Below are 26,643 nucleotides of genomic sequence, written 5' to 3'. Positions count from 1 at the left end.
CGGTGAGCAGAAGTCCGAATCGGACTGAATTGTTCCGCCGGAACATTCAAATGAGTCATTCGACCGCGGGGTGCGGTCTCGCGCCTATCTGACCAGTCGGGCTGATGCCGGCAGCATGGCCACGTCAGCCGGTGCCTGTCTGCCGGGGCCGTTGACCAGCAGGTCGGAAGCCACGATCAGCAGCAGAACGGCCGCGACCATTATCGCGAGAAAGAACCTGTCCATCCCAGTCAAGCCGGAATGGACGGATTCCGTTCCCGCTGGCCCGGCGTGCCCTGTGGATGCGCCGGTCCGTCGCGGTGGGGGCGCCGCGGAATTGTCGCAATTCGGCAACAATGTGGTACGAATACATCAGTATCCGCCGCCGTCGCGGACCCCTGTTTTCAGCACCCATTGCCGGAATGACCAGCGCAGACACCTCGGCCGCATCCTTTGACACGGCCCCAGCTGAAGAGCCCCGACGCTGGTCGCCGCGACGCTGGCTGGCGCCCTTTGCCGTGGCGCTGGCGCTGCTGTCGGGCCTGCTGACCTTCCTGGTCCTGACTGGCCTCACCAGGATCGATCCGACGCCGGAGGTGGTCCGCACGTTCTATCTGATGAATGCGGGCACGATCCTGCTCCTGGTCGGGATCATCGTCCGCGAGCTCTGGCAGCTCATCCTGGCGCGCCGGCGGGGCAGGGCGGCGGCACGTCTCCATGTCCAGATCGTCAGCCTCTTTTCGATCGTGGCGGTGCTGCCGGCCGTGCTGGTTTCCGTCGTCGCCAACGTCACCCTCGAGCGCGGCCTCGACCGGTTGTTCTCCGGGCCGACCAAGCAGGTCATCCAGAATTCGCTGAACATCGCGCGGGCCTATATGCAGGACCATGCGCAGCTGATCCGCGGCGACATTCTCGGCATGGCCAACGATATCGCGCACGCCCGGCCGCTCTACGACCAGGATCGGCGGTCGTTTCGCGAGCTGCTGACGGCCAGTGCCAGCTCCCGCAATCTGCCGGGCGCGATGATCATCGACAAGAACACCAACATCCTGGAATCCGCCGACACCGGCATGCGGCTGGCCTATTCGCCGCCGGCGCCGGACTTCCTCAGCAACGTCAACGAGTCCGAGCCCGAGATCGCGGTGCTGCCGGATGCGAGCTTCGTCGCCGCGGTGATCCGCCTGCGCGCCTTCAGCGACACCTTCCTCTATGTCGCGCGGCCGCTCGATCCGAACGTGGTCAACCAGCTCAAGCAGACCGAGGTCAGCGTCGCCGAATATGCCCAGATCGAGTCGCGGCGGCTCGGCATCCAGGTCGCCTTCGCGCTGATGTTCGCGGTGATCGCGCTGACCATCCTGATGGCTTCGGTGCTGATCGGGCTGAACTTCGCCAACTCGCTGGTCTCGCCGATCCGGCGGCTGATGAACGCGGCCCACACGGTCTCGACCGGCGACCTTCACGTGAAGGTGCCGGTGCACCAGTCGGAGGGCGATCTCGCCCAGCTCGGCGAAACCTTCAACAAGATGACGCAGGAATTGCGCAGCCAGCGCGACGAACTGGTCAACGCCAGCGACCTCATCGACAGCCGTCGCCGCTTCATCGAAGCGGTGCTGTCCTCGGCGAGCGCCGGCATCATCGGCGTCGATACTTCGGGCAGCGTCGGCATCCTCAACCGCTCCGCCGAGAAGCTGATCGGGCACTCCGAAGCGGAGACGCTCGGCCATGCGCTCTCCGACGTCCTGCCGGAGCTCGACGAGATGATGAAGACGGCGCGGGAAGGCACCCAGCGCCTGGTGCAGGGCCAGATCACGATCACCCGCGACGGACAGGAGCGCAACCTCTCGGTCCGCGTCAGCGCCGAGAAGAACCAGCCGCACGACAGCTACATCATCACGCTCGACGACATCACCGAGCTGGTGTCGGCACAGCGCACCTCGGCCTGGGGCGATGTGGCGCGCCGCATCGCCCATGAGATCAAGAACCCGCTGACGCCGATCCAGCTCTCGGCCGAGCGCATCCGCCGCAAGTTCGGCAAGGACATCACCGAGACCAAGGACAAGCAGATCTTCGAGCAGTGCACCGACACCATCGTGCGCCAGGTCGACGACATCAGGCGCATGGTCGACGAATTCTCGCGCTTCGCGCGGATGCCGAAACCGGTGATGGAGGGCGAGGACGTCGTCGACACCGTGCGGCAGGCGGTGTTCCTGATGAAGGTCGCCCACCCCGAGCTCGATATCGAGGCCGAGTTCAAGGAAGATCCGTTGCGCGCCCAGTTCGACCGCCGGCTGATCTCGCAGGCGGTCACCAACATCGTCAAGAACGCCACCGAGGCAATCGAGCAGGTCCCGCCGGAAGAGCTCGGCAAGGGCCGCATCGACGTCGTGGTGTCGCGCGAGGGCGAGGACGTGCTGATCGACGTCATCGACAATGGCATCGGCCTGCCCAAGGTGGCGCGCTCGCGGCTGCTCGAGCCGTATGTGACGACGCGGGCTAAGGGCACCGGCCTTGGCCTTGCGATCGTCGGCCGCGTGCTGGAAGACCATGGCGGGCGCATCGAGTTGAAGGACGCCTCCGACTTCCGCGCAGGCCAGCGCGGCGCCTGGATGCGGATGCGCTTTGCGATCTCCGGCACGCCGGCGAAGACCGAAGGGACCGAGCAGGCGCCGGCCGTCAAGAATACGCGCGAGGAAGCGACCGCGGAAACGGTCAAGGATGCGGCGAAGGAAGCGGAAATCGCCAAGGAATCCATCAAGGGCACCGAAACAAAAGGGCCGGCAGCCGAAACCAAAGAGCCGGCTGAAAAGACCAATGATTCAACGAAGATCGAAGCCTCAACAGGCAGCTGACAAGACAGGCGCGACCCATGGCAAGTGAAATTCTGATTGTCGATGATGAGGCCGATATTCGGGATCTCGTTGCGGGCATCCTCGAGGACGAGGGGTTCGTCACCCGGACTGCACGCGACAGCGACTCGGCCCTGGCCGAAATCGCCAACCGCAGGCCGCATCTGGTGTTCCTCGACATCTGGCTCCAGGGCTCCAAGCTCGACGGCTTGCAGCTCCTGGAGCAGGTCAAGAAGGACAATGCCGACCTGCCGGTCGTGATGATCTCCGGCCACGGCAACATCGAGACCGCGGTCGCCGCAATCAAGCGTGGCGCCTACGACTTCATCGAGAAGCCGTTCAAGGCGGACCGGCTGATCCTGGTCGCCAACCGAGCGCTGGAGAACTCGCGGCTCAAGCGCGAGGTCAAGGAGCTGAAGCAGCTCGCACCGAGTGCAAGCTCGCTGGTCGGCCGCTCGCCCAGCATGAACCAGCTGCGCCAGACCATCGAGCGCGCGGCCAAGGCCAACAGCCGCATCCTGATCGTCGGCCCCGCCGGCGCCGGCAAGGAGCTGACTGCGCGCACGCTGCACACGGCCTCGGGCCGCGCCGACGGTCCCTTCGTCGTCATCAACGCCGCCGCGATCACGCCCGAGCGCATGGAGCACGAGCTGTTCGGCGTCGAGCAGTCCAATGGCGAGCAGCCGCGCAAGCCGGGCGCGCTCGAAGAGGCGCATGGCGGTACGCTGTTCATCGACGAGATCGCGGACATGCCGCGCGAGACCCAGAACAAGATCTTGCGCGTGCTGGTCGAGCAGTCGTTCCAGCGCGTCGGCGGCACCGGCAAAGTGCAGGTCGACGTGCGCATCATCTCCTCGACGGCGCGCAACCTGGAGGAGGAGATCGCGGCCGGCCATTTCCGCGAGGACCTCTATCATCGCCTCTCGGTCGTGCCGATCCGCGTGCCCGCACTCTCGGAGCGGCGCGAGGATATTCCGGAGCTGATCGACTACTTCATGGAGCAGATCTCGGCCGGCAGCGGCCTGCCCAAGCGGCAGATCGGACAGGACGCGATGGCAGTGCTGCAATCGCATGTCTGGCCCGGCAATGTGCGCCAGCTCCGCAACAACGTTGAAAGAGTCATGATTCTGGCCGCGGGCGGACCGGAGGTCATCATCACCGCCGACATGCTGCCGCAGGACGTCGGCTCGATGGTGCCGGCGATGCCGACCAGCAACAATGGCGAGCACATCATGGGCCTGCCGTTGCGCGAAGCGCGCGAAGTGTTCGAGCGCGACTATTTGATTGCACAGATCAGCCGTTTTTCAGGAAATATTTCTCGCACGGCTGAGTTCGTTGGCATGGAACGGTCGGCACTGCATCGAAAGCTGAAGGCACTCGGCGTCGGTTAGAACGCTGCGAGCGAATTGGATACCGGTCCGCATACAGAAATGGCCGCGACGTCGTGGCGGCTCGTCAGGGATAAGCGAGGAAAATCATCGATTTCCGTAGTTTTTCGGGGCAATAGGGCATGGGCTGCCGCGTGAAGCGGCTTGCCTAATATCCCGACCTGTCCTCTAATCGAACCGCTGTTCCTCCGAGGGGGATCTCATGAGGAGCGGCAACCGGAAGAGGCCCCGAATTTCACAAAGAGGGCCGCAACCGGTGCAATAAAAAGAAACTCAAAGCGAGAAAAAAACAATGGCGGCAGACCGCGCACAAAACCTACAGGACACCTTCCTTAATCACGTTCGCAAAACCAAGACGCCACTGACGATCTTTCTGGTCAACGGAGTGAAGCTCCAGGGCATCGTGACCTGGTTCGACAATTTCTGTTTGCTGCTTCGGCGCGACGGTCACTCGCAGCTCGTCTACAAGCATGCGATCTCGACCATCATGCCGGGCGCTCCGATCCAGCTGTTCGAAGGCGGCGAGGATCAGCCGGCTTGAGAGTGACCTGATTGGAACCCCGGAATTTCGACGGGGATGCCGACCGTTCGCGGCCGGCAGGGGCTAAGCAAACGGGGCGGGTGCTTGTCATCGGCCCCTACTTGCGTGTGCGCGCGGGCGGTACCGACGCGCAATCGGAAAGCCATGTCGTGCGTGACGCCGAGGCCCGGCTCGATGAAGCCGCGGGCCTCGCGCGCGCGATCGATCTCATCATCGCCGACGCCATCATCGCGCCGATCAGCCAGATCCGTCCCGCCACCTATATCGGCAAGGGCAAGGTCGAGGAGATCGCCGCGCTGGCCAAGAGCCTCGACGTCGAGCTCGTGGTGATGGATTGCGCGCTGGCGCCGATCCAGCAGCGCAACCTCGAGAAGGAGCTGCACGCCAAGGTGCTCGACCGCACCGGCCTGATCCTGGAAATCTTCGGCCGCCGCGCCAAGACCAAGGAAGGCTCGCTCCAGGTCGAGCTCGCGCATCTCAACTACCAGCGCTCGCGCCTTGTGCGATCCTGGACCCATCTGGAACGCCAGCGCGGCGGTTTCGGCTTCATGGGCGGTCCCGGCGAGACGCAGATCGAGGCCGACCGCCGCCTGATCCAGGAGCGCATCTCCAAGCTCGAGGGCGAACTGAAGAAGGTGCAGGCGACGCGGCGGCTGCATCGCGCCGGGCGCCAGCGCGTGCCGTATCGCGTCGTCGCATTGGTCGGCTACACCAATGCCGGCAAGTCGACGCTGTTCAACCGCCTGACGCGCGCCGACGTGCAGGCCGCCGACATGCTGTTTGCAACCCTCGATCCGACCCTGCGCGCGCTCACCCTGCCGCATGGCGGCAAGGCGATGCTGTCCGACACCGTCGGCTTCATCTCCAATCTGCCGACGCAGCTCATCGCCGCCTTCCGCGCCACGCTGGAGGAGGTGCTGGAAGCCGACGTCATCCTGCATGTCCGCGATATCTCGCATGAGGACGCCGAGGCGCAGCAGAGCGACGTCGACGCGGTGCTGCGCCAGCTCGGCATCAATCCCGACGATTCCGGCCGCATCATCGAGGTCTGGAACAAGATCGACCGTTACGACGCCGAGCAGCGCGAAGAGCTCTTGAACATCGCCGCGCGCAGGCCGGAGGATCATCCGGCGATGCTGGTCTCGGCCGTGTCAGGCGAGGGGGTCGACGCGCTGCTCGCCGCGATCGAGGAGCGGCTTGCGGCCAAACGCACCACGCTCGATCTCTCGATCGACGCCGGCGACGGTGCCGGAATCAGCTGGCTGCACCGCAATTCCGAGGTGCTGACCAAGGAGCTGCACGACGGCCGCTTCGACATGACCGTGCGGGTGGACGAGACCAAGCGCGATATCGTGGTGAACCGGTTCGACGCCGTGCCGCGTCTGTCGGCGTAAGCCACGCTTCGCGTCCCGGATTGCGCTTCGCTCCGACCGGGCTACGAACCGAGAAGATCACTTGGACAGGTCGAGGCGCATGAACTGGTTGTGCGGGCTCGCCTGATAGTCAGCGAACGGCTCGCAGGATACGAAACCGGCGCTCCGGTACAGCGAGATGGCGGGAGCGTGCAGCGGCGCTGTGCCCGTCTCCAAACTGAGTTGCTGATATCCTCGCTTGCGGCCCTCGGCAATGATGTGGTGCAGCAGAGCGCGTCCGACCCCGCTACGCCGCGCAGTGGGCGCAGCGCGCATCGACTTCACTTCGCCGTGCGTCTCATCCAATTGCTTCAAAGCCCCGAATCCAGCCAGCACATCACCCTGCCAGGCCGTCCAGAACGTGACGCTCGCAGCCGAAAGACCGCTCGCGTCCAGCGCCTGCGCATGCTCGCCCATGACGCTGCGGAGCTCTTCCAGATGATGCGCCAACAAATAGGCGACATAGGGGGCCGTCGGATCGTCCTGCCTGATTTCCACGTCGCGCCCCCCGCATCAGATTGCCGTCTTCGCCGCATTCCACAGCGCGTCCATTTCCGCCAGCGACGCCTGCTCCAGCGTCCGGCCCTGCGCTTCCAGAGAGCGCTCGATATAGGCAAAGCGGCGCTCGAACTTTGCGTTGGTCGCGCGCAGCGCGGCTTCCGGATCGGCATCGACATGGCGGGCGAGGTTGACGAGGGCGAACATCAAATCGCCGGTCTCTTCGGCGATCTCCTGCTTGTCATTGCGATCCAGCGCGGCCTCGATCTCGTCGGCTTCCTCGCGGATTTTTGCCAGCACCGCGCGCGGGTCGTTCCAGTCGAAGCCGACGGTGGAGGCCTTGCGCTGCAGCTCCATGGCGCGGGTCAGCGCAGGCTGGCCGGCCTTCACGCCCGAGAGCAGGGATTTGTGCGACGGAGCTTCCTCCGGCGGCCGGCGCGCAGCGCGCTCGGCTTTCTCCTCGGCCTTGATGCGGTCCCAGACTTCCTTGACGTGGGAGGAGGCGAGATTGCCGTCCTTGTCGGCGAAGACATGGGGATGCCGCCGGATCATCTTGCGGGTGATGGCCTCGACCACGTCTCCAAAGGCGAACGCGTTCTGCTCCGAAGCCATCTGGGCGTGGAACACGACCTGGAGCAGGAGGTCGCCGAGCTCTTCACGCAAATCGTCGAGATCGCCGCGGGTGATGGCGTCCACCACCTCATAGGCTTCCTCGATCGTGTAGGGCGCGATGGTCGCAAAATTCTGCTCGAGGTCCCAGGGACAGCCGGTCACCGGCGTGCGCAGCGCGGCCATGATCTCGATCAGGCGGGAAATGTCGCGGGAAGGGGTCATTGCGGGCCATTGCTCCTGGGTCTCCAGCCTTATGCCAAAAGCGGCCCGCCGATCCCAGCGCGGCGCGACGGAACGGGCCGATTTCCACCGATTGGCGGGCCCGTTCCGCAGTGCTAAAGCGCGGGGCCATGAGTGACGCATTTTCATCCGAAACCGCCCTGGTGCTGTTCTCCGGCGGGCAGGACTCCACCACCTGCCTTGCCTGGGCGCTCAGCCGCTTCGCGCGCGTCGAGACGCTGGGGTTCGACTACGGCCAGCGCCATGCTGTTGAGCTCGCTTGCCGTGATCGTCTGTTCGATGGCCTCAAGGGCCTGCGCGCGGATTGGGCGGACAAGCTCGGCGAGAGCCACACGCTGTCGATCCCGACCTTAGCCGCGATCTCGGACACGGCGCTGACGCGCGACGTCGCGATCGCGATGGGCGCGGACGGCCTGCCCAACACCTTCGTGCCCGGCCGCAATCTGGTGTTCCTCACCTTTGCCGCGGCGCTGGCCTACCGGCGCGGCATCACCCACATCGTCGGCGGCATGTGCGAGACCGATTATTCCGGCTACCCCGATTGCCGCGACGAGACCGTCCGCGCCATGCAGGCCGCGCTCTCGCTCGGCATGGCCCGTAAATTCGAGCTGCATACGCCCCTGATGTGGATCGACAAGGCCGCGACGTGGAAGCTCGCGCATGACCTCGGCGGCGAGGGCCTCGTCGATCTCATCCGCGAACAGTCGCACACCTGCTATCTCGGCGAACGCGGCGCGCAGCATGAGTGGGGATACGGCTGCGGCGAGTGCCCGGCGTGCAGCCTGCGGGCGAAGGGGTGGAACGAGTACGTGGCGCACAGGTAGCGTCTCAAACTCCACCGTCATAGCGAGGAGCTCTTGCGACGAAGCAATCCAGAATCCCTCCGCGGAAAGATTCTGGATTGCTTCGCTGCGCTCGCAATGACGGGTGTGGTGCGACCTACCTAAAATCCTCCGGCTTCAGCTCAATCGGCCTGCCGTGCGGCGTCCTGTCGGCGGCGTGGTCCCAGGCGTCGCGGTAGCGGTGCAGCGTCTCCGTGGATGCGACACCCTTGCGTGCGACGAGCCCCTCCAGCGTAGCGAGCCAGTGCAGGTAGTAGGTTTCGCCCGTATCGGGGTCGCCGGCGGCCTGCGCGCGCTTGATCTCGGAGGCCAAGGCTGCGGCCCATTCCGGCCAGGTGAACACGCCGCGCTCGTGCAGGCTCAAGGCCATCGCGAACGCATGGGCCTCCCAGGGCGCGCGGAACACCGGGCCGTCGTCATCGCGCGGAATGCTCGGAATGGCCGCGGTCGCGGCGGCAGCAAGCGTGCTGCTCATCACGCCAGGTCCAGATACGGCTCGAACGCGTCGATCGAGACCTTCGAGGTCGGATCGCCATCCGCGCCCCAGAGATCGCTGCCCTCGAACACGACCGTGTAGAGCCATTGCGGATTTTCGCCGAGCTCCATCGCCGCCGAATCCGGAAAGACGTGGCAGCCATGGTTGAGCTCGACCACGCCGACATGGCCGCGGACATAGCGCGGCAGCCGCGTGTGCGTCGCCGGATGGATATTTTTCGCCCGCACGCGATCGCCGATGTTGAATTTCGCTGGCGCCGGGGCAGGGCGGGCGAACTTGCCGCGCACCATGACGCGCTCGACGTTGGCGAGGTCGAACTTGCCATGCTTGAGCGCCTTCGCAGGCTGGATCGCGTGGCCGGCGGCGACCTCCTCGCGGGTGAGGTAGCCCTTCTCGATCAGCATCTCCTCGAGACCGAGAAACCATTTCTTGTAATAGGAGCTTGACAGGTACACATCCGGCGGCAGCGTCTCGCGATAGAAGCGCGAGGTGTCGATGTTGAAGGCGCCGGCGGCGCCCATCGCGCGCACCATGGCGAGAACGCGGGATTCCCATTCCTCGTGAAACATCGGTTCGTTCGGCTCGGGCTCGACCTTGCCGAACCCGTCCATGCCGCCCATGTCGTGCACGCCGTTCATGACGGCGCTCCCGGCGTCTTGGGGAATCCGGTGCCGATCATGGAATCGCGCGTGACGAGCTCGGCGAGCTGCTCCTCGCTCCAGCCCTCCGTACCCCCGGGCCGCATCGGCAGCACCAGGAAGCGCGTCTCGGCGGTGGAATCCCAGACGCGAACTTCGATATCCTTGGGCAGCGCGACGCCGAAATCGGCGAGCACGCCGCGCGGGTCCTTCACCGCGCGCGAACGGTAGGGCGCGGCCTTGTACCAGACCGGCGGCAGCCCAAGCATTTCCCAGGGGTAGCAGGAGCACAGCGTGCACACGACCATGTTGTGCCGCTGCGGCGTGTTCTCGACCACGACGAGATGGTCGCCGACGCGGCTGACATGGCCGAGCGTGCCGATCGCCTTCGAGCCATCCTCGAGCAGCGCCTGCTTGAAGGCCGGATCGGTCCAGGCCTTGGCGACGACGCGCGCGCCGTTGTGCGGGCCGATCCTGGTCTCGTAGGCCTGGATGATGGCATCGAGCGCGGCCGGCTCGACATAGCCTTTTTCCGTCAAAATCGTCTCGAGCGCGCGCACGCGCAGCTCGGTCTCGGACAGTTCGGAATGGTCGTGATCGTGGTGATGATGATGGTCGCTCATGGACGGAAGATAGTCCCAGAATCCGGGCCTTGTCGAGGCGAAGACTCTGCTAACATCGGGCCATGGGATGGGCTGCACGAACCGGAATAACCGCCGCAATCGCGGCTCTTGTCGTATTCGCAGCGCAGGATGCGCGCGCCGCGAATGGCGCCTATGCGGTGGATGCCGCCGACATCTCGGAGGTCGGCTCCTGCAAGGTCGAAAGCTGGCTGTCGACGGCTTCAAACACCGATGTTGAGGCAGTCGCCAATCCCTCCTGCGTCGTCGATCCTTTCAGGCCGATCGAGCTGAGCATGCAGACCATCCGGGCCCGCAGCGACGGCGACTGGAGCACGACGGTCGCTCCGAAAGCCAAGACGAATTTCGTCCCGACCGGCATCGGCCGGTGGGGATTGTCGGCTTATGGCGGCGGATCATTCGATGCGGCGACCGGCGAGGCGCTGTCCGCCTTTGCCGTCATCCCCGCGACCTTTCGCCTGTCCGAGACCATGCGCGTCAACGTCAATGGCGGCTGGCTCTGGGATCGCACGGTCGATCGCCACTATCTGACCTATGGCATCGGCTTCGACTGGAAGTTCACCGACACGTTGCAGTGGACGATCGAGGCCTTCGGCCAGGCCGGCGCGTCCGAGATCGCGAGCGTCGTGCAGCCGCGCTTCCAGACCGGCGTCCGCTACCGGCCGAACGAGATATTCTCCGTCGACGTGATCTACGGCCGCAACATCACCGGCGAGAACGCCAACTGGATCACCATCGGGACCACCATCCGGTTTCCGGTCCGCGGCAGCGAGCCCGAGCACCGGCGCACCGGGCATCTGTGACACCAGGGAAAATCAGGCGCCGGGCGGCAGAACCGGCGTCAAGCCATTGATCGCGCCGCGGACAGTCCTTATACGCCGCGCAGGGACAAAGGCGGCCCGGCCAACGGGCGGCACGACGCAACGACAATCGAGGGGGAGGGCCCATGGCCGCGAGCTCACAGGCACCTGAGGCGAAAGGGTTTCGCTGGAAACTGATCGCACCGCTCGTGGTGTGGCTGGCGATCTATCTGTGGCCGGTGCCATCAGGGCTCAACGTCAATCAATGGCATTATTTTGCGGTGTTCGCGGCCGTCATCACCGGGCTCATCCTGGAATCGATGCCGGTCGGCGCGGTCGGCCTGATCGGACTGACGGTCGCCGGCGTCGGCGGCTATATCGATCCCGATCCGACCAAGTCGCTGCGCTGGATGCTGGCGGGCTTTGCCGAGAGCACGGTGTGGCTGATCGTCGGCGCCTTCGTGTTCTCGATCGGCTATCGCAAGAGCCAGCTCGGCCGGCGCATCGCGCTGGTGCTGGTGCAAAAGCTCGGCAGCAACACGCTCGGCCTCGGCTATGCGGTCGCGATGTCGGACTTCCTGCTCGCGCCGGCAACGCCCTCCAACACCGCGCGCAGCGGCGGCATCGTCTATCCCATCATCAGCAACATCCCGCGCATCTATGGCTCCGAGCCGGGACCGACCGCCGGCAGGATCGGCACCTATGTGATGTGGACCGCGTTCGCGGCGACCGCGGTCACCAGCTCGCTGTTCTTCACCGCGCTCGCGCCCAATGCGGCGGCGCTCGCCATCGCCAAGAAGACCGTCGGGGTCGAGGTGAGCTGGGGCCAGTGGTTCATCGGCTTTGCGCCGCTCGGCATCCTCCTGATGATCCTCGTCCCGCTGCTCAGCTATCCGGTGTGCCGGCCCGAAGTGAAGCGCAGCCCGGAAATCGCCGAATGGGCGGCCAAGGAGCTCAGCGAGATGGGCCCGATGTCGCGCAACGAATGGATCATGCTGGCGCTGATCGTGCTCGCGATGTTCCTGTGGATCGCGGGCTCCAGCCCGGACATCAACGTGCCGCTGCTCGGCTCGAACTTCGTCAACGCCACCACCGTCGTCTTCATCGTGATCTCGTTGATGCTGGTCACGGGCGTGATCGAGTTTGCCGACATCGTCAGCGAGAAGAGCGCCTGGGAGGTGTTCTTCTATTTCACCTCGCTGCTGACGCTGGCCTCGGGCCTCAACGAGATCGGCTTCATCAAATGGTTCGCGACCGAGTACGCAAAGCCGCTCGCCGGGCTGTCGCCGTCGACCGCGATGATCCTGCTGGTCGCGCTGTTCTTCTGGATCCACTATTTCTTCTCCAGCATCACCTCGCATGCCGCCGCCGTGCTGCCTGTCGTGCTCGCGGTCGGCTCGGGCATTCCCGGCCTGCCGGTTACGACGCTCGCCATGCTCTGCATGTATTCGCTCGGCCTGATGGGGGTGATCTCGCCTTACGCCACGGGGCCGGCGCCGATGTATTTCGGCAGCGGCTATATCGGGAAGGGCCAGTTCTGGGGTTTTGGCCTGATCTTCGGGCTGCTCTATTTCGCAGGCCTTCTGCTGATCGTGCTGCCCTGGTTGCAGGTCCGCTAAGCCGGGCGAGACTGATGCCCCCGGCAGATGAATTTTCTTCGCCGGGGCGGGATTTGGAAAACTTCGTCCAACTCCCTGCAAATATCTGACATTGCAAGAAAGACCCGTTCGGGCGATGGTGCATGTTGCGGTGCAGCGCGCTCCACCCGGGCGCCCGGTCGCAGTTTCATTCCCCGTCGCGCGATGCGACCTGGTTCCCGTGCGCCCCCTGGGACACGCGGCAAGCGAACTATTGTACAAGAAGGCCGCCACCATGAACGCCCACCAATCGCTTGCGATCGGACAGAGGATCGATACGCGCGATGCGATTTTACCTGCCGTGACCGCGCCGGACGCGATGGTCCGTTTCGAAGGCATCTCGAAGACCTATCCGGCCTATCGCGGCAAGCCCGGCGTCAACGCCCTGCAGGACATCGACTTCGCGATCCCGCGCGGCTCGATCACCGGCGTGATCGGCCGCTCCGGCGCCGGCAAGTCGAGCCTGGTCCGGCTGATCAACGGGCTGGAGAAGCCAACCACGGGACGCGTGATCGTCGACAACAAGGATATCTCGGCGCTGGCGGGCCGCGAGTTGCGGCTGGCGCAGCGCTCGATCGGCATGATCTTCCAGCATTTCAACCTGCTGTCGTCGCGCACCGCGGCCGACAACATCGCGTTGCCGCTTGAGATCGCCGGCTGGGCCAGGGCGGATATCAAGGCCCGCGTCGCCGAGCTGCTGGCGCTGGTCGGCATCGCCGACAAGCACGACCGTTATCCCTCGGAACTGTCCGGCGGCCAGAAGCAGCGCGTCGGCATTGCGCGGGCGCTGGCGACACGGCCGAGCGTGCTGCTGTCGGACGAGGCGACGTCCGCGCTCGATCCGCAGACCACGCGCGCGATCCTCGATCTGCTTGCCAACATCAACCGCGAGCTTGGCGTGACCATCGTGCTGATCACCCACGAGATGTCCGTGGTGCGCCAGCTCGCCAGGGAAGTCGTGGTGCTCGATGCCGGCCACGTCGTCGAGAGCGGCCATGTCGCCGACATTTTCACCCATCCAAAGCATCCGATCACGCAGTCCTTCCTGGCCGAAGTGGTCGGCGACAGCCTGCCGGTGTCGCTGGCGAGCCGGATCGTGTCGGAGCCGTCTGCCGGCGGGCAGGCCGTGATCCGCGTGCAGGTGCGCGGGGCAGGGGCCGGCGACACGGTGGTGGCGCGGCTTGCGCGCGAGCTCGGCCTCGACGTTGCGCTGCTTGCGGCGCGCATCGACGAGATCGGCGGCCAGCATGTGGGCTCGCTCGTTCTCGGTGTACCCGGCAGCGAGGACGTGCAGGCGCGGGTTCTCGCCTGGCTCTCTCAATACCAATTCCCGGCGGAGCGTCTCGGCTATGTCGCCTGAACTCATCAATTTGATCATCCAGGCCACCTTCGAAAGCCTGTACATGGTCGGTATCGCAGCGCTGCTCGGTACCGCCTTCGGCCTGCCGCTCGGCGTGTTCCTGGCGACCAGCCGGAAAGGGGAGCTGTTCGCGGCCCCCGTCGTCAATCGCGTGCTCGGCATCGTCGTCAATGCGACGCGCTCGACGCCCTTCATCATCCTGGTCGTCGCCATCATCCCGTTCACGCGGCTCGTCGCTGGCACCTCGATCGGTTCGACCGCGGCGATCGTGCCGCTGACAATCGCCTCGACGCCGTTCATCGCGCGCCTCGTCGAAGCCGCGATCCGCGAGGTCGATGGCGGCCTGATCGAGACCGCGTCCTCGTTCGGCGCTTCCCCGATGCAGATCGTGTTCAAGGTGCTGATCCCCGAGGCATTGCCCGGCTTGTTGCTGGCCCTGACGCTCGCGGTGGTGAGCCTGCTCGGCTACTCCGCCATGGTCGGCGCCGTCGGAGGCGGGGGTCTGGGGGATCTCGGCATCCGTTACGGCTACCAGCGCTTCATGCCGGAGATGATGCTGGCCGTCGTCGTCGTGCTGATCGCACTGGTCCAGCTCGTCCAGAGCGCCGGCGACTATCTGGCGGGCCGGGTCAATCGCCGGCTGCGGCATCGCTGACACAAGCTTCTACACACCGGAGAGCTCAATGCGCTCTCCGGTAACGCTCGCGGCTGCAGCCAGCGAGTGATGTCGCCTTCGTCAGCGTGAATTCACTCCGCCGCCAGTTCGACCTCGCTCGCGGTGGGCAATCCGATCGACGGCGGGCCGGCAACCAGGCTGTCGAGGTCGACCAGCAACAGATCGGCAATGTGGGTGAGCTGGTGGAGCGGGATGCTGATCTCGCCGTTCTCGGCACGTGACACGTAATCGGGCGAGACGCCAATGAAGTTCGCAATCTGGAGCTCGGTATAGCCCCGTGCTTCGCGCGCGCCGCGCACCTGCGCGCCGATATGCTGCCGGTGCAAAGCCTGCTCTGCTTCGGTCATCATGAGGGCCTGCTCGTCCAGGCTCGCAACACCGTCCGCGAATGCGACGCCGAGCAGTCTGCGCTTCTGCCATGCCACACGACAGGGTTTTCGCAGCCCGTCGGCAAAGATCAGCGTGGCCTCCTTCGGAAACGACAGCGACCAGTCTAGCTTCAGTCTTGCACCCGTGCCTGATACGTCCGAGATCGTGCAGGGGATGCTGACGATGCCCCTGGCACCGTCAAACTCGATGATCCCGGTCCTCGCGGTCGGTTGCCTGGTCGCAGCGCGCAATTCGCTCATGGACGTCGAACCCCGGGTGCCCAGCACGCGCCGGCACAGAACGTTGCGGTGCGTTCCGCAAAATGAATGAAGTATCCCGCAGCTGAATCTACCTCCTGGGTTCCTCAGGCTCAATCGAGCCTGGCGGGCATGGTAAAGGATTCGTTCTCCGCGCTCGCCTTCGATGTCGGCGGATGTCCTGTCCGGTCGATCGATCGTGTTCGTCTAGAAGGATTCCAAATCCGGAGCCCATGCACGTTGGGTCGCGCATGGGCGCATTCGCCGCAGTTGCTGCGCACAGCTCTGGAGAAATTCTAACGCTGTTCCTATCGCACTCCGAAATCGCCTGCGTTAGGGCGGGGCATCAAGAACGATACCGGCAAAGCCGGCAGTGCGTGGGGCCTCGCAAGACGTGACCAACTTCCAACTTCCTTCGCGTTCCCAAACGCGTCTTCGACAGCTTCAGGTGTTCTTCTTCGGCGCCGTCAGCACATTTTCTCTCGTCGCCCCCTTCGGTTCGGTGCAGGCGCAGACGCAAATTCCCGCTGTCTCCGTTGAAGCGCCGGCTCAGCGTGCCCGTCCCGCGGCGGTTGCTTCGTCGCGACGGTCGGCAACGACGCGCAGCTCCCGCACCAATCGTCACGCTCCCGCGCAGCAAGCCGCGCCAACCCAGTCGGCCTCGAACGGCGCCACCGGCGAACGCGCCAACGGTCCGGTGCGCGGGTTCGTCGCCACGCGCAGCGGCACCGCCACCAAGACCGATACGCCGCTGATCGAAACGCCGCAGTCGGTGTCCGTCGTCACCACGGACCAGGTCAGGAACCAGGGCGCGGTCTCGATCGGCGAGGCCCTGCGCTACACCGCCGGCGTCAGCGGCGACGTCAATGGCGGTTCGGACACCCGCTTCGGCGCCCTCCAGATCCGCGGCTTCGACACCACCATGTCGGGCCTCTACGTCGACGGCCTGCGAATCCCATCGAGCAACTACGTGCATTTCAACGGCCTCGATCCCTACGGCGCCGAGCGCCTCGAGGTCCTCAAGGGGCCGTCCTCGGCGATGTATGGCGGCAGCGGCACCGGCGGCATCCTCAACTACGTGACCAAGCTGCCGACCGCTCAGCAGTTCGGCGAGGTCTCGGTCTCCGGCGGCAGCTTCAACCGCTATCAGGGCCAGTTCGACATGGGCGGCTCCGCCAACAAGGACGGCACCGTGCTGTGGCGGCTGACCGGCGTGGTCCGCGACGGCGAGACCCAGGTCGACTTCACCAAGGACAACCGCGTCTTCATCGCGCCCGCAATCACCTTCAAGCCGAACGAGGACACCACCATCACGATCCTGGCCAACTACCAGAGGGACCGGGCAGGGTGGGGCCTCCAGTTCCTGCCCGCCTCAGGCACGGTGTGGCCGAACAACGGCCGCACCATCCCGGTCTCGTTCTTCGCCGGCGTGCCGAGCTTCAACGCGTTCAACACCGAGATCGCAACCGCCGGCTACCAGCTCTCGCACAATTTGACCGACAACATCACGTTCCGGCAGAACCTGCGCTACGCCTATCAGCACAACGAGGAAAAGGTGTTTTACGGCGGAGGCTATACCGACGAGGCCGCGGGGCAGCTCGCGCGTTTCGGCAGCTACAGCAACTCGTACATCAACTCCTTCGCGGTGGACAACCAGCTCCAGGGCAAGTTCACCACCGGCATCCTCAGCCACACCACGCTGGTCGGGATCGACTATCGCAACACCTCCTTCCGCGACACCGCCTTTGGCGTCACGACCTCGGCCCCCGAGATCAACGTGTTCAATCCGGTCTATAGCTACGATTGGACCATCGGCGCGATGAGCGACAACACCGGCGTCAAGCAGTCGCAGGTCGGCCTCTACGCGCAGGACCAGATCAGGCTCGGCCGGCTGTCGTTCCAGCTCGGCGGTCGCCAGGATTTCGTCACCACGCAGGTCGACAGCGGTATCTTCGACACATCGGTCTCGAAGGATGCTTCGGCCTTCACTGGCCGCGCCGCCGTGATGTACAATTTCAACAACGGCATCGCGCCGTATTTCAGCTATTCCGAGTCGTTTCTGCCGGTGCTCGCAACCGGACCGGGCGGCCAGCTGCTCAACCCTGAAACCGGCGTGCAGTACGAGGTCGGCGTAAAGTACCAGCCGATCGGATGGAACGCGCTGTTCACCTTCGCCGCCTTCGACCTGACGCGCGACAACGTCGTCACCTACGCGCCTCCGCTGAACGTTGCTGAGCAGACCGGTCAGGTGAAATCGCGCGGCATCGAGCTCGAAGGTACCATGTCGCTCGCCGACGGCTGGAACCTGCGCGCCGCCTATGCCTATGTCGACGCCATGCTCACGCAGGATCCGGTGAATGTCGGCAAGGCGCCGGTCACCGTGCCGCTCAACCGTGCCTCGCTGTGGAGTGACTACACGCTTCAGAACGGGCCGCTCGCCGGCCTCCAGTTCGGCGCCGGAGTCCGCTATGTCGGCGCGACCTGGGGTGACGATGCCAACACGTTCAAGGTGGGAGCCTCGACCGTGCTGGATGCGCTTGTTGCCTACACCAGGGACAATTGGCGCCTGTCGCTGAACGTCGCCAACCTTGCCGACACGCGCTATGTCGCCGCCTGCTACAGCCTGTCGGGCTGCTTCTACGCGGAGGGACGCAAGGCCATCGGCAAGCTGACCTATCGCTGGTGAGTTCAAATTGAAAACGATCCGGCAAGCGGGACCGGACCTGTTTGGTGAGAGACGACGATGAGAGCGATATTCGGCAGGCTGCATCGCTGGGCGGGACTGCTCACGGCCGGATTCCTGTTCTTCTCCGGCATCACCGGCGCGATCATTTCCTGGGATCACGAGATCGACGACGTCCTGAACAGCCACCTGTTCGACGTCACCAGCAAGGGACCGGCCATTCCCTCGATCGAGCTCGCCAAGCTGATCGAGCAGCGCGATCCCCGCGCGCGCGTCGTCTATCTCTTCATGACGCCGGAGGAGGGCCACTCGCTGTGGTTCTTCATCATGCCGCGGATCGATCCCGCGACCGGCAAGCGCTATGCCCTCGACTACAATCAGGTCTTCCTCGATCCCAACACCGGCGTCGAGCTGGGGCGGCGCTATTGGGGCGCGGTGTGGCCGGTGACGCGGGAGAACTTCGTCTCGTTCCTCTACAAGCTGCACTACACGATGCACATCCCGGAGTTCTGGGGCAGCGACCGCTGGGGCATGCGCCTGCTCGGCATCATCGCCATCATTTGGACCATCGACTGCTTCGTCGGCTTCTACCTGACCCTGCCGTCACGGCGCAGCGCGAAGGCCGCGCGGGCGCCGCAAGTCACGCGCCAGCTCGAACGCGGCTTCTGGGCGCGCTGGGCGCCGGCCTGGACCATCAAGACGTCGGGCAGCGCTTACCGGATCAATTTCGACATCCACCGCGCCTTCAGCCTGTGGACCTGGGGCGTGCTGTTCGTCATCGCCTTCACGGCGTTCTCGCTGAACCTCTATTTCGAAGTGTTCTCGCCGCTGATGAAGATGGTGTCGAACTACACGCCGACGCCCTATGAGCAGCGGCCGTACCGCGATCTCGACAATCCGATCGAGCCCAAGGTGACATTTGCCGACATCGCCGCGCGCGCGGCGGCCGACGGCAAGGGGCGAGGGTGGTCCACTCCGGTCGGCGCGCTCAGCTACGGCCCCGCTCACGGGGTCTATGCCGCCGCCTACTTCCATCCCGGCGACGACCACGGCGCCGGCGGCGTCGGCCCGGCGCAGCTCTATTACGACAGCGAGGACGGCCGTCCGCTCGGCGCGCGTCTGCCCTGGGTCGGCACCGCCGCCGACATCTTCGTGCAGGCGCAGTTTCCGCTGCATTCAGGCCGCATCGTCGGACTGTTCGGCCGCATCCTGATCTCGATCATGGGGCTGGTGGTGGCCGCGCTCTCGGTCACCGGCGTCGTGATCTGGTGGCGCAAGCGCCGCGCCCGTGTCCGGGTGCGCGAGACCGCCGCGATGCGCCTGAGCCGGCAGCTCACGCCGGCGGAGTAGGGCGCTCACGCCCCCGCCGGTGATCGCAACGGCTTACGCGTTGATCGGAATCAAATCCGCCCCTGGGAACCTTCGCTAGCTTCGCGGGGTGTTTAACCCGATTTGCAGTTGCGTCAGCCAGGGCTTGGAGGCCCATGTTTGCTTTCCTCTCCGATAAGAGGGCCAGGCACGCCAGGACAGGTGGACGCGAGAGGATTGTGATGCGCACTTACTATTTCGACATGAAGGATGGCGTTCCGGCTCGGGACAAGTCGGGTCTGGAGTTTGGAAGCGACGGCGCCGCCATTGCCCACAGCAAGAGCCTGGCGGAAGACGTTCGCACGAAGAGGCCGGGAGGACATCCAGATCTCCGGATCGTCGTCATCGATGAGAACGGCCGCGAAGTTCATCGCGAGCCGGTATATTCGAAGAACCGTTGACCATAGCGGTCCATTTACGCCGGCGGAGCAGGGCCCCACGACGGCGCGGCGACCACCACGGATGAACCTTCCCGCGAAACAGAGGCACCAAGACTGAAGACAGCTCTTGCTTCGTGGGATCGATATGAAGTGCCTTGCCCTACTCTGCCTGCTCGTCCTGGCTGCGCCTGCCCATGCGGCCACTCCCGAGCAGCGCTATCTCGAGCTGCGCGATCGCTACATCGCAAAGTTCTCGAAGGCTGCGGAAAACGACGAGACCTCCAGGCAGCACGATGCGGCGCTCAACGAGCTGGCAGGCGTGCTGCGCGGCTTGGTGGGGCCGGTCGCGATCAAGGGGCTGCCGGCAGAGGGCAAGTCGAACGCCGATACGCTTTTCAAGGGTGACTCAGGCTTCGGCCATCTCGACGGGCTCGGTTTTGCGTCGGAAGGCGACAAGCTGCAAGCTGTGGTGACGACCATGGCGCTGCTCAAGCACTGGCTGCGCGAGCATCGCGAGGACGGCATGCCGCAGGAGACCGGCGCCGCATTCAAGTCGGATCGCTTCTATTATCAAGCGATCCAGGACTCAGCGTTCGCCAAATATGCCGAGCTGCCGGTCACCAAGCCCGCATCCGCGAGCGCCGCAGTCGCCGTTCTCGGCGTGCGCGGCAATGGCGATCTGAAGGGACCGCCGCATGAAATCGACGTCGTCGCGATCCAGGGCGAGAAGGTCTTCTTTCTCACCTCATCGGACGCCGTGAAGACGACGCCGATCCCGGCCTGCGAGAAGGTCTGGAAGCAGATGATGGCGAGGCCCGTCGACAAGAAGGATCCGCGCGGCGACATGACCCGCGAAGATAACGCGATGACGGCCTTCACGGCGTGCTTCGCCAAGGAAGCACCAAGCCAGGGCTGGTTCGCGGCCGCCGTCAAGAAGGCGCAGAGCCAGTTGGACCTGCTGCCGCTGCGCTAGCTTTGCCGCATCGCCACGATCTTGGCCGGCCAGTGCCACTGCACGTCAAAGGACAACCAAGAAAGTCAGCATAGGCACCATAATGACGCGGGCGCATCCGCGTTCGGCGAAAAGATTCGCTTTCAATTCCCCGCTGCAATGATAACATCCCAAAGTTGTATTTTTTAAGGACATTTCCCATGACCCATGCGCTCAATCTCACGCTGAAAATCAAGCAGGATGCCGCGACACAGGCGCAATTGAAGAATCTCGAGGCGATCTTCGCCGACAAGGTTCAGCCCTTGATCGAAGACGCGCTGAAGAAATCCAGGATCGTTCATTTCGCGCGCGTCGTCGTCATCGGCACCGAATACATCCAGGTCATCACCGAATATGAGGGCTCGCATCAGGAATACACCGAATTCTTCCGGCGCGAGCTTACCCCGGTCTTTGCGGCGATATTTTCGCTGGCAGATATGGGCGGCAAGGAGCTGGACGTCACCAACCCCAATGCATTTTTCGAATTCTCCAAGAGTCGCAACGAGCGTTCGCTCGGCAAGGCGACCGACAACTCGACAGACATCAACGGCAATCCGTCCGGCTGGCTGTTCTCGGCCTATGACCACATGACGGTCGAAGACATCCTGACAAGGCTCGGGAAATAGCATTGCGGGCGCATTCGCTCGCTTGACGAGCGACGTGCCCGGCTCTGTGGCTGGCTATCGAGCGTTCCGACAAGGACAGACGCGATGGTGGATCTTGCCAATTTGCAGGCGATCGTTGCCCGAAGCTCCACCAAGCCGCTGCTCGCGGTGCTGCTGTTCAAGTTCGGCGAGGCCGGCCGCGCCAGGGAGTTCCTGCAGCAATGGATACCGCGAACTGCGGCGGGAAGGGCGCCGGACCCCGCTGGGCCGGCCTTCCACTTCATGTTCAGCTGGAAAGGCATAGAGGCGCTGATGGCGGGGCGTCCCGGCTTCGACGTGGCGCAGGGGCGTCGGGAGTTCGACGTCTTTTTCGTGGATCCGGCGCAGGCGCCGGACGGCGGCGTCGCGGAGCAACTCGGTTTCTCCGGAACCAGCGCTCCGGCTGCGTGGTGGGATGGCAAGTTCAAGTCGGGTGATGTCGATCTCGCCATCCACATCGGGTTCGACACAGCCGAGCAGAAATCCGATTGCCTCGCAGACTTGCGACAGTCGGCGGCAAGCTTCGGTGTGCAGGAATTAGCGCTCGAAGGTTGGGACGACAGCGCGCTGTCCGGCAGTCTGCCGGCCGACGGCCGCCTGCATTTCGGCTACCGGGATGGAATCACCGCCCCCAACATCGACTGGCAGGACGCTGGCACGCCCGGCACGGTCGACTGTCGCGAGATCGTCGTCGGTTATCCGAACGAAGCGTTTCCCACGGCGCCGCACAATCCCGGCCCATGGCAGGACTTTGCACGGGATGGCTCCTTTGTCGGCTTGTCGTGGGTGTATCAGGACGTCGCGGGCTTCAACAAATTCCTCCAGGACAACGCGCCGCTGGCGGCGCCGCATGTCGGCCCGGAACTGGCCGAGGAGTGGATCGCCGCAAAGCTCATGGGACGCTGGCGGCACGGATCGCCGCTGTCCAGGTTTCCGGACGCACCGCCGTCGACCCCGCAACTGGATGATTCATTCGGCTATGGCGACGATCCGGATGGCGTCAAATGCCCGCTCGGGGCTCACATTCGAATTGCCAATTGCCGCGATCAGCCGATGAAATATGCCAATCAGGTTCGCTTTCCGAAAGGGCCGCCGCGCGTCATCCGCCGCGGATTCTCCTATGGGCCCCGCCTGGACGGCGTGCGGGACGATGGCAAAGATCGCGGCATCGTCGGTCTCTTCTACTTCGCCAGGATCAACGAGCAATTCTATACGATCCTGAGATGGATGCAGAAGACGGAGTTCGCCGATGCCTACAAGAAGCTCCCGAACGGATACAATGCCCAGGATGCCCTGACCGGGAATCGCCGATATCCGAAGGCTGAAACCCAGTTCAGTGTCCCTCTGAAGGACAACTCCTCCGTGACCTTTCGGTTGGAGGAATTTATCCGTTTCAAGGGGGTTGCGGTCCTGTTCGCGCCGAGCATGAGAGCGCTCAATACGATGGCTTCAGCCTAGCGCGCAGCGCCGCCGCGATTCCAGCCGCGGCCGCCCTCAGCCGCTGATCGTCCCCTCACGCGAGTATCTGGCATTACGGTTCAGCACGTAGCCGCAACGGGTGATCAAGCGCGCGCTCGATGGCACGCTGATTGGGAAGGGTCAGTGACAGAGACTGCCGCGCCCAAACAGCGTCATTCGTGCCCTCAGTACGGGGAGTAGTATTGGCGGCGATAGGGATAGGCGTCGCCGTAGTACCCTGGCGCAGCGTACCTTGGCTCGTAGTACCCGGGCCCGTAATTGCTGGACCCGTAGGCCCCATAGGCGGCGGCTCCAGCCGCGGCGCCCAAGATGCCGAGCCCGATTGCGGCCCCGGGAGCGCCGTAGTAGCCGCGACCGCGGTAGTGGCGTCTGTAGTAGACCTCTGTCACTGCGGACGAAGAAACCGCTTGCTTCAGGAGACTCGTGCTCGGCGAGATCGGAGCTGCCCCTGACGGGAGCACCGAGCCGAGGATCGCCGCGCCGAAGAACGAGACGGCAACCACGCATTTCATTGTCTGCTGGTTCATGATCGTATCCTTTCGAATTTGGAGCATCTCAAGCGGCAAGTCGCTTGCGTGCCACTGGCCGAGAAAGAAGCTCGACGCGGGGCACTCTTGAGGGGCGCTGGTGGCGGCGGATTTGAGGATTCGTGGTTCTAACGAACTCACAGACCCGCCTCCGTACTCACGCTCCGACTTAGCCGATTACTTGGCGCAAGTTACTTGGCACAAGTTTACTTGGCGCAAGTCTTGTCCGCCTTCATAGCTGCTTCTGCCGAAGCCTTTGTCGTGTGAGCGGCGCCGACAACCTTCATGGTGCCGCCGGCAGGCTGGCTCTCGACGATCTGACACTTCATGGTCGCGGTATCCTGAGCCAGGTAGAACGAGGAGGGCGATTGGCCAACGGTCTTGCCCGTCTCAGCTGCGACTGACGGAGAAGCGAATGCGAGAACGGCGACTGCCGCCAATAAAATTCTTTTCATAGTATCCACCAATTGTTACGCGTCCGGATCGGACAAAGAATGAACAGGGCGGGCCGACAAGGGTTCCCGCGATCGCCGATTTGTTTTTTGCGCGTGCACTGATGGAACGAAAAACAATGCGCTTGGGCGGAAGCCGTGCGCAAGAAATCACGCAGAGTGCCTCAGCCGGCGTGCGACCCAGTCAGATCAAAGCGCACTCCCACCGCGATTCCAGCCGCGGCCGCCTTCGCCGAAAATTTCGTGGCCCGTCGCCGTCACCACCACCGTGTCCTCGAGCTTGATGAAGCCGCGCTTCGGATGCTTCATCGTGGTCTCGATCGACACCACCATGCCTGTTTCGAGCGGCAGCCGCGCGTCCGTGTCGTCATAGGGAACCGGACCCGTGGCGGTCAGGCGAGGGGCCTCGTGGCTGACGAGGCCCATGCCGTGGGCGAGGAAATCGGTGCAATCGCGCTGGGTGATCTGGGCGAGCTGCCGCTTGGCCGCGACGTAGATGTCGCCGCCCATGGCACCCGGCCGGACCGCGGCGAAGGCGGCGCGCTGCACCGCCTCGATCTCGGCCAGGCAGTCCCTCAACTCGCCGTCGGGCTCGCCCAGCACCGCCATGCGGGCGAGGTCGCCGATATAGCCGTGAAAATTGCCGCCGGAGTCGAGCGACAGCACCTCGCCTTGCTCCCACCGCTGCGCCGACGGCGCGCGGTTGTGACTGTTGCCGCAGGCCAGCAGGCAGTATTCGAAGGTGAGTCCGCGGTTGACCTCGGCGATGCGAAGTGCGTCCGACAATTGCTGCTTGGTCGTGCCGGGACCGTGCCCGGCGATCACCTCCAGCATAGCGGCGATCACCAATTCAGACGCAGTCTTGAGCTTCGCCAGCTCGTCCGCGGACTTGACCGCGCGCAGACGCTCCAGGACGAGGAGGGCGTCCTTGAGCGCGGCGCCGGGCAGGGCGTCGGCAAGCGCCCGGCCCGCATCCATCGGCAGGAACGCCATCTCGACCCCGACCCGCTTCATCGGCACGCCGGCGTCCTTCAGGGCCGCGACGGCCCGCGTGATCGCGTCGACCGAGCCGCTGGACTCGGTCCGGACCTGCGGCACCCAGGGCGGCGCCACGGCGCGCTGATGGGTCTCCAGCCGGTGGCCGACATAGACGGACTTCTCCGGCGCGCCCTTGGGATAGACCAGGACGGGCAGATAGCGGCTGACGCCCATGGCATCCATGTAGTCGAAGAAGATCGCGCGCTCGGCCCCGAGCAGGTACTGCACATTGTGCTTGGAGGTCGCGACCAGAACGTCGAGGCCGGCTGCTTCCATCAGGCGGTCAAGCTTGGCGGCGTCGAATGGAATGGCGCGCGTGCCGCTCGCGCCGGCGACGTTCCGCTCCATGATGGACCTCCCAATAGGCGACGGTTTGGACCGCCTGTGTTCTTGCCCGCGACCATCCGAGCGACCGTCGGATCGTCGCAGCGCGCCGCGATTGTCCGCCGGGAGCGGGGTTCTGGGTAGCTGCGGATTTGGCTGACCTGACCTGCACGACCATATCCATGATTCGCATAAGGTATATTATGGAATATATTTATATACAATCAGATCAAATATTTAGACGGAATTCCTGCCATCCCAGCTTCGCTCCGGCGCGACTTTCGGCTCGGCCCTCGAACGTCGTCCCAACTCTTGACGGCTACTGTGCATGGGGTTGTTTTTCGCTTTTTGAACCCGGCTCCATGTGCCGAAAGCGATATTGCGGTGACGTGGTCCGGCTGCAATAAGCGAGGCTTCGCGAGATCGCAGATGACCTTCTGACTTTCCATCCGTATAGGTTTGCGTCTCAGAACAACAACAAACCTTCCGAGGAAGCAGACCGATGAGCTTTTCCCGACGCACGCTTCTCAAGGCCTCCGCCGCGACCGCGGTCCTGGGCGGCCTCAGCGCGCCCCACGTGGCCCGCGCCCAGAGCGCCGAGTTCAGCTACAAATACGCCAATAACCTGCCGGACACCCATCCGCTGAACGTGCGCGCCAGGGAGATGGCGGCGGCGATCAAGAGCGAGACGAACGGCAAGTTCGACCTTCAGATCTTTCCGAACAACCAGCTCGGCTCCGACACCGACATGCTGAGCCAGATCCGCTCCGGCGGCGTCGAGTTCTTCACGCTGTCGGGCCTGATCCTGTCGACCCTGGTTCCGGCCGCGTCCATCAACGGCATCGGCTTCGCGTTCCCGGACTACGACACGGTCTGGAAGGCCATGGACGGCGATCTCGGCGCCCATGTCCGCGGCGAGATCAAGAAGGCCGGCCTCGAGGTCATGGACAAGATCTGGGACAACGGCTTCCGCCAGACCACGTCCTCGACCAGGCCGATCACCGGTCCCGACGACCTCAAGGGCTTCAAGATCCGCGTGCCGGTGTCGCCGCTGTGGACCTCGATGTTTAAGGCGTTCGATGCAGCGCCCGCCTCGATCAATTTCAGCGAAGTCTATTCCGCGCTCCAGACCAAGATCGTCGAGGGTCAGGAGAACCCGCTGGCGATCATCTCGACCGCAAAGCTCTACGAGGTGCAGAAATACTGCTCGCTGACCAACCACATGTGGGACGGCTTCTGGTTCCTGGCCAACCGCCGCGCCTGGAGCGCGCTGCCGGAGGACGTCCGCACGATCGTCGCCAAGAACATCAACGCCGCCGCGGTCAAGGAGCGTGAGGATACCGCCAAGCTCAATGCCAATCTCCAGCAGGAGCTCGCGGCCAAGGGCCTGACCTTCAACCAGCCCGCGGTTGCGCCGTTCCGCGACAAGCTGCGGACCGCCGGCTTCTATGCCGAGTGGAAAGGCAAATATGGCGATCAGGCCTGGGACCTGCTGGAGAAGGCCGTCGGCAAGCTCTCGTAACGC

The 26,643-nt window shown here is 64.4% G+C and carries 25 protein-coding genes; 16 read left to right on the top strand and 9 right to left on the bottom strand.

The window, feature by feature from the left end:
* Positions 1-401 precede the first annotated feature (401 nt).
* The 4 genes from AB5K84_RS24325 to hflX all read left to right on the top strand — a co-directional run bounded on the left by AB5K84_RS24325 (position 402) and on the right by hflX (position 6,148).
* A complete protein-coding gene (locus AB5K84_RS24325; protein WP_038967572.1) occupies positions 402-2,828 on the top strand; it encodes a sensor histidine kinase NtrY-like in 2,427 nt (808 codons plus the stop codon).
* Between the two features lie 17 nt (positions 2,829-2,845).
* Complete coding sequence (gene ntrX, locus AB5K84_RS24320) at positions 2,846-4,216, top strand: nitrogen assimilation response regulator NtrX (RefSeq protein WP_011087262.1); 1,371 nt, start codon at positions 2,846-2,848, stop codon at positions 4,214-4,216.
* A gap of 289 nt (positions 4,217-4,505) precedes the next feature.
* The gene (hfq, locus tag AB5K84_RS24315) at positions 4,506-4,754 is read left to right on the top strand and encodes an RNA chaperone Hfq (RefSeq protein WP_007591126.1); all 249 of its coding nucleotides are present in this window, start codon (positions 4,506-4,508) and stop codon (positions 4,752-4,754) included.
* Positions 4,755-4,765: 11 nt separating this feature from the next.
* Entirely contained in the window at positions 4,766-6,148 is a 1,383-nt protein-coding gene (gene hflX / locus AB5K84_RS24310) for a GTPase HflX (protein WP_038967571.1), read from the top strand.
* A 57-nt stretch (positions 6,149-6,205) separates the two neighbouring features.
* Here the strand turns inward: hflX and AB5K84_RS24305 are convergent, their stop codons facing one another.
* Both AB5K84_RS24305 and mazG read right to left on the bottom strand, forming a co-directional pair.
* Positions 6,206-6,664: a GNAT family N-acetyltransferase gene (locus AB5K84_RS24305; protein ID WP_011087264.1), complete on the bottom strand. Its 459-nt coding sequence runs from the start codon at positions 6,662-6,664 to the stop codon at positions 6,206-6,208.
* Positions 6,665-6,679: 15 nt separating this feature from the next.
* Positions 6,680-7,498, bottom strand: coding sequence for a nucleoside triphosphate pyrophosphohydrolase (mazG, locus tag AB5K84_RS24300; RefSeq protein ID WP_011087265.1), 819 nt, complete (start codon positions 7,496-7,498; stop codon positions 6,680-6,682).
* A 128-nt stretch (positions 7,499-7,626) separates the two neighbouring features.
* Here mazG and queC point away from each other — a divergent pair, with 128 nt between their 5' ends.
* Positions 7,627-8,340 carry a 7-cyano-7-deazaguanine synthase QueC gene (gene queC / locus AB5K84_RS24295; RefSeq protein WP_028174058.1) on the top strand — a complete coding sequence of 238 codons (714 nt, stop codon included), beginning with the start codon at positions 7,627-7,629 and terminating at the stop codon, positions 8,338-8,340.
* 115 nt (positions 8,341-8,455) lie between these two features.
* Here the strand turns inward: queC and AB5K84_RS24290 are convergent, their stop codons facing one another.
* Genes AB5K84_RS24290 through nthA form a run of 3 tightly spaced genes read right to left on the bottom strand, consistent with a single transcriptional unit; the run spans position 8,456 to position 10,115 of the window.
* Entirely contained in the window at positions 8,456-8,833 is a 378-nt protein-coding gene (locus AB5K84_RS24290; RefSeq protein WP_028174057.1) for a nitrile hydratase accessory protein, read from the bottom strand.
* Positions 8,833-9,492: a nitrile hydratase subunit beta gene (gene nthB, locus AB5K84_RS24285; protein ID WP_011087268.1), complete on the bottom strand. Its 660-nt coding sequence runs from the start codon at positions 9,490-9,492 to the stop codon at positions 8,833-8,835. Before nthB ends, AB5K84_RS24290 begins: the two co-directional genes overlap by 1 nt.
* Positions 9,489-10,115 carry a nitrile hydratase subunit alpha gene (nthA, locus tag AB5K84_RS24280; RefSeq protein WP_028174055.1) on the bottom strand — a complete coding sequence of 209 codons (627 nt, stop codon included), beginning with the start codon at positions 10,113-10,115 and terminating at the stop codon, positions 9,489-9,491. The genes nthB and nthA overlap by 4 nt, the downstream gene beginning before the upstream one ends.
* Before the next feature lie 62 nt (positions 10,116-10,177).
* On the opposite strand from nthA, the gene AB5K84_RS24275 reads away from it, so the two are divergent.
* From AB5K84_RS24275 to AB5K84_RS24260, 4 genes are all read left to right on the top strand, one after another.
* Positions 10,178-10,936, top strand: coding sequence for a hypothetical protein (locus AB5K84_RS24275; RefSeq protein WP_011087270.1), 759 nt, complete (start codon positions 10,178-10,180; stop codon positions 10,934-10,936).
* 143 nt (positions 10,937-11,079) lie between these two features.
* A complete protein-coding gene (locus tag AB5K84_RS24270) occupies positions 11,080-12,552 on the top strand; it encodes a DASS family sodium-coupled anion symporter (protein ID WP_011087271.1) in 1,473 nt (490 codons plus the stop codon).
* Between the two features lie 253 nt (positions 12,553-12,805).
* Positions 12,806-13,930, top strand: a complete 1,125-nt coding sequence (locus tag AB5K84_RS24265) for a methionine ABC transporter ATP-binding protein (RefSeq protein ID WP_038967579.1) — start codon at positions 12,806-12,808, stop codon at positions 13,928-13,930.
* Positions 13,920-14,585 carry a methionine ABC transporter permease gene (locus AB5K84_RS24260; RefSeq protein WP_011087273.1) on the top strand — a complete coding sequence of 222 codons (666 nt, stop codon included), beginning with the start codon at positions 13,920-13,922 and terminating at the stop codon, positions 14,583-14,585. Before AB5K84_RS24265 ends, AB5K84_RS24260 begins: the two co-directional genes overlap by 11 nt.
* A 92-nt stretch (positions 14,586-14,677) precedes the next feature.
* Here the strand turns inward: AB5K84_RS24260 and AB5K84_RS24255 are convergent, their stop codons facing one another.
* The gene (locus AB5K84_RS24255) at positions 14,678-15,235 is read right to left on the bottom strand and encodes a helix-turn-helix domain-containing protein (RefSeq protein ID WP_038967570.1); all 558 of its coding nucleotides are present in this window, start codon (positions 15,233-15,235) and stop codon (positions 14,678-14,680) included.
* Between the two features lie 694 nt (positions 15,236-15,929).
* Here AB5K84_RS24255 and AB5K84_RS24250 point away from each other — a divergent pair.
* From AB5K84_RS24250 to AB5K84_RS24225, 6 genes are all read left to right on the top strand, one after another.
* The gene (locus AB5K84_RS24250) at positions 15,930-17,918 is read left to right on the top strand and encodes a TonB-dependent siderophore receptor (RefSeq protein WP_038967578.1); all 1,989 of its coding nucleotides are present in this window, start codon (positions 15,930-15,932) and stop codon (positions 17,916-17,918) included.
* A gap of 57 nt (positions 17,919-17,975) precedes the next feature.
* Positions 17,976-19,265 carry a siderophore utilization protein FsrB gene (fsrB, locus tag AB5K84_RS24245; protein ID WP_011087276.1) on the top strand — a complete coding sequence of 430 codons (1,290 nt, stop codon included), beginning with the start codon at positions 17,976-17,978 and terminating at the stop codon, positions 19,263-19,265.
* Between the two features lie 200 nt (positions 19,266-19,465).
* Positions 19,466-19,684 carry a DUF6894 family protein gene (locus AB5K84_RS24240; RefSeq protein ID WP_038967569.1) on the top strand — a complete coding sequence of 73 codons (219 nt, stop codon included), beginning with the start codon at positions 19,466-19,468 and terminating at the stop codon, positions 19,682-19,684.
* Positions 19,685-19,808: 124 nt separating this feature from the next.
* Positions 19,809-20,636 (top strand): hypothetical protein, encoded by an 828-nt coding sequence (locus AB5K84_RS24235; RefSeq protein WP_011087278.1) that lies wholly within the window; start codon positions 19,809-19,811, stop codon positions 20,634-20,636.
* A gap of 179 nt (positions 20,637-20,815) precedes the next feature.
* Entirely contained in the window at positions 20,816-21,280 is a 465-nt protein-coding gene (locus AB5K84_RS24230; RefSeq protein ID WP_011087279.1) for a hypothetical protein, read from the top strand.
* Between the two features lie 102 nt (positions 21,281-21,382).
* Positions 21,383-22,756, top strand: coding sequence for a Dyp-type peroxidase (locus tag AB5K84_RS24225; RefSeq protein WP_236842249.1), 1,374 nt, complete (start codon positions 21,383-21,385; stop codon positions 22,754-22,756).
* Between the two features lie 185 nt (positions 22,757-22,941).
* On the opposite strand, the gene AB5K84_RS24220 is transcribed toward AB5K84_RS24225, so the two are convergent.
* The 3 genes from AB5K84_RS24220 to AB5K84_RS24210 form a co-directional block, all read right to left on the bottom strand.
* The gene (locus AB5K84_RS24220) at positions 22,942-23,304 is read right to left on the bottom strand and encodes a hypothetical protein (protein WP_231166479.1); all 363 of its coding nucleotides are present in this window, start codon (positions 23,302-23,304) and stop codon (positions 22,942-22,944) included.
* Positions 23,305-23,510: 206 nt separating this feature from the next.
* Positions 23,511-23,633, bottom strand: coding sequence for a hypothetical protein (locus tag AB5K84_RS24215; protein ID WP_256380385.1), 123 nt, complete (start codon positions 23,631-23,633; stop codon positions 23,511-23,513).
* Between the two features lie 312 nt (positions 23,634-23,945).
* The gene (locus tag AB5K84_RS24210; RefSeq protein WP_011087281.1) at positions 23,946-25,142 is read right to left on the bottom strand and encodes a M24 family metallopeptidase; all 1,197 of its coding nucleotides are present in this window, start codon (positions 25,140-25,142) and stop codon (positions 23,946-23,948) included.
* Between the two features lie 478 nt (positions 25,143-25,620).
* Between AB5K84_RS24210 and AB5K84_RS24205 the strand changes: the two genes are divergently transcribed.
* Complete coding sequence (locus AB5K84_RS24205; protein ID WP_011087282.1) at positions 25,621-26,640, top strand: TRAP transporter substrate-binding protein; 1,020 nt, start codon at positions 25,621-25,623, stop codon at positions 26,638-26,640.
* Positions 26,641-26,643: the final 3 nt, after the last annotated feature.

The sequence above is a fragment of the Bradyrhizobium sp. 1200_D9_N1_1 genome (assembly GCF_052075915.1).
Lineage (GTDB): Bacteria > Pseudomonadota > Alphaproteobacteria > Rhizobiales > Xanthobacteraceae > Bradyrhizobium > Bradyrhizobium diazoefficiens.
The sequence above is the reverse complement of the archived record's forward strand: the minus strand, read 5'-3'. Positions and strand labels throughout refer to the sequence as shown.